Source organism: Mucilaginibacter sp. RCC_168 (genome assembly GCF_041355315.1).
GTDB lineage: Bacteria > Bacteroidota > Bacteroidia > Sphingobacteriales > Sphingobacteriaceae > Mucilaginibacter.
On record NZ_JBFUPN010000069.1, the window covers coordinates 1 to 874 of the forward strand.

Annotated in this window: 1 protein-coding gene; it reads left to right on the top strand. The window is 46.7% G+C overall.

What is annotated here, in order from left to right:
• The coding region (locus AB6735_RS27985) for an AMP-binding protein (protein ID WP_370999478.1) at positions 1–874 on the top strand (874 nt) is incomplete at both ends.

The following is an 874-nucleotide window of genomic DNA, read 5'->3' on the forward strand; positions in this document are numbered from 1 at the left end:
CCTATGTGATCTATACGTCAGGTTCGACGGGCCACCCGAAAGGAGTGATGGTAGAGCACCGGAATGTGGTCAGCCTGGTAAGAGGCCCTGGTTTTATCACGGTAAAACCCGAGGATAAGTTTCTGCAGTTGTCCAATTATGCTTTTGACGGATCTGTATTTGATATTTTCAGTGCAATCCTGAATGGAGCCGGGCTTTATCTGATCAGTAAAGAGATGCTTTTGTCTAATGGGGCACTGACAAGTTATATCAGGGATAAGGATATAAACATCATGTTTATCACCACTGCACTGTTTAATAATTTTATAGAGTTAAGTGCGGAATATTTATCCTGTTTTGACAAAATATATTTCGGTGGCGAGCAAGCCTCCGTATCCCATCTACGGATAGCCTTACAGTATAGAAAGAATACTGATTCCCTGGTAAACTTATACGGTCCGACAGAGAACTCGGTACTTTCGACTTATTATGTTATTGACGAGATAGATGATGAAAGCGCATCTGTCCCTATCGGGTGGCCGCTGAACAATCGGGAAGTTTATATTTTGGATAAAGGATATCAGCTATGTCCAGTAGGTGTACCGGGTGAATTATGTGTAGGTGGGGCCGGAGTAGCCCGAGGTTATCTGGGTCAGCCGGAACTTACATTGAGCCGTTTTATAGCGAACCCTTTTGGGGAAGGCCGGCTTTATCTGACAGGCGACATTGCATGCTGGAACGCGGCAGGTGAAATAGAGTTCAGGGGCCGTTTGGACAGCCAGGTAAAGCTCCGTGGTTACCGGATCGAGCTTGGCGAAATCGAGCGCGTACTGGGGAACTACGCGGGCGTAGAAAAGGCGGTGGTATTGTTAGGCGGAGAAGAAAGCAGCCGTTA